At 60.1% G+C, this 1,622-nt stretch carries 2 protein-coding genes; both read left to right on the top strand.

Annotated elements, in window-relative coordinates; translation table 11 throughout:
• Positions 1 to 18 precede the first annotated feature (18 nt).
• Positions 19 to 1,017, top strand: a complete 999-nt coding sequence (locus EOA86_RS33785; RefSeq protein ID WP_245497461.1) for a PLP-dependent aminotransferase family protein — start codon at positions 19 to 21, stop codon at positions 1,015 to 1,017.
• A gap of 107 nt (positions 1,018 to 1,124) precedes the next feature.
• Positions 1,125 to 1,622: alkaline phosphatase family protein (locus tag EOA86_RS33780; RefSeq protein ID WP_164892287.1), on the top strand; the 498-nt coding region annotated here is incomplete at its 3' end.

Raw genomic sequence — 1,622 nt, 5'->3', positions numbered from 1 at the left:
GTACTCAACCGTAATGATCTGACAAGCCTCTTCGCTTCCCACAATTTCCATGGGACCGCGCGGGATCGCGCGGCAGCTGCAGAGTTTGTCTCCCAGCGGTTGGGCGAGGTGCCCGATCCAGATCGTATGATCATCACAAACAGCACTCAGGTCGCCCTGCTGAGTCTCATACTCGGGATTGTCGGTGTCGGGGGTCGCCTGGCGGTCGATCATGTGACCTACCCCTCGATTGGGCAGTTCGCCTCATTCTTCGGCTACGAGGTTATTCCCCTGCCGATCGACGAGGAGGGCATGGAGCCGGAAGCTTTCCGCGACGCCTGCAGGATCCATTCGCCGAAGGCGATGTATTCGACACCCACCATCCAAAATCCGACCACGGGCATCATGAGCATCGAACGCCGGCAGGAAATTGCCCGGATCGCGCGCGAGTATGGTGTTGCAATCATCGAGGATGATATCTACTCGCTGCTTCCTACCGATCAGCCGCCACCGCTTTCGACCTTCGCTCCGGAAATCTCCTGGTATGTTCTGGGGACCACAAAAGGCGTCGCCGCAGGGTTGAAGACCTGCTATGTCGTGGCGCCTTCTGTCCAGGAGGCCAATGCGCGGTTCTGGCCGGGGGTGCGCGCTACCTATTGGATGTGCGCGCCTGCGAACGTCACCGCAGTTACCCGACTGATCGAAACCGGACGTATCGAACGCATCATTTCTGCTGTGCGCGAGGAGACGCGAAAGCGCCAGGCTATAGTGGCGGACGTTCTGGCGGGCACCGGTTTCAGAGCCAAGCGCGAGGGCCTGCACGTCTGGCTACCCCTCCCGGCAAGCGTCACCGGCCGTCAATTTGTCACCGAGTTGGAATTGCTGGGTACAAGGATCGCGCCGGGCGAGCTCTACGCTGTTGGCAATGCCACGGCACCAAATGGTGTGCGGTTCGGGACTGGCAAACCCGCAACCGTTGATGACTTGCAGATGCGAGTGGAGCAGATCAGGGCTACCTACGACCAGCTGACGGGATGATCGTGACCGGCTGCAGTTTCAGATAGCCCATCGCAATGGCGTTTAGGCAAGGTCCGAATGCCATTGCAGCTTCAATTCAACAACGGCAAGCTCGATAGGAACAAATCATGACGCCGGGCTCTCACTGCAAATTCCTCATCGTCAGTTTTGACGGCCTTCGCCCCGACCTCATCGCCGCGGAATTGACGCCGAACCTCGTCCGACTGCAGGCGCAGGGCGTCACGCTGTCAAAGCATCGCACAGTCTATCCAAGCGAGACCCGCTCAGCCTTTCCGAGCCTCGTCACCGGCGCCACGACCAACGGACACGGCATGGTCGGCAACAAATATGTCGACAGATCCGTTTCGCCGCCACGCTACATCGACACGTCGGATGCCGTTTTGCTTCGCAAGCTCGATCTCGAAAGCGGCGGAAAGCTGATGTCTGCGGCAACACTCGGAGAGATCCTGGCGTCCGAGGGACGGAGCCTCGCGGTGCTGGCGACGAATACCCCCGGCACGACCCGTTTCTTCCATCACAAGGCCGAAGACTTCGGCCATGTCCGGTTGTCGGGCCATTTCCGCGAGGCCTGCACAGCCGATGCCCTGGCCGAGGCAGAGGCTGTC

The organism is Mesorhizobium sp. M5C.F.Ca.IN.020.32.2.1, from assembly GCF_004023105.1.
Classification (GTDB): Bacteria; Pseudomonadota; Alphaproteobacteria; order Rhizobiales; family Rhizobiaceae; genus Mesorhizobium; species Mesorhizobium wenxiniae.
Note: the sequence above shows the minus strand (reverse complement) of the source record. Positions and strands in the feature narration are given on the sequence as shown.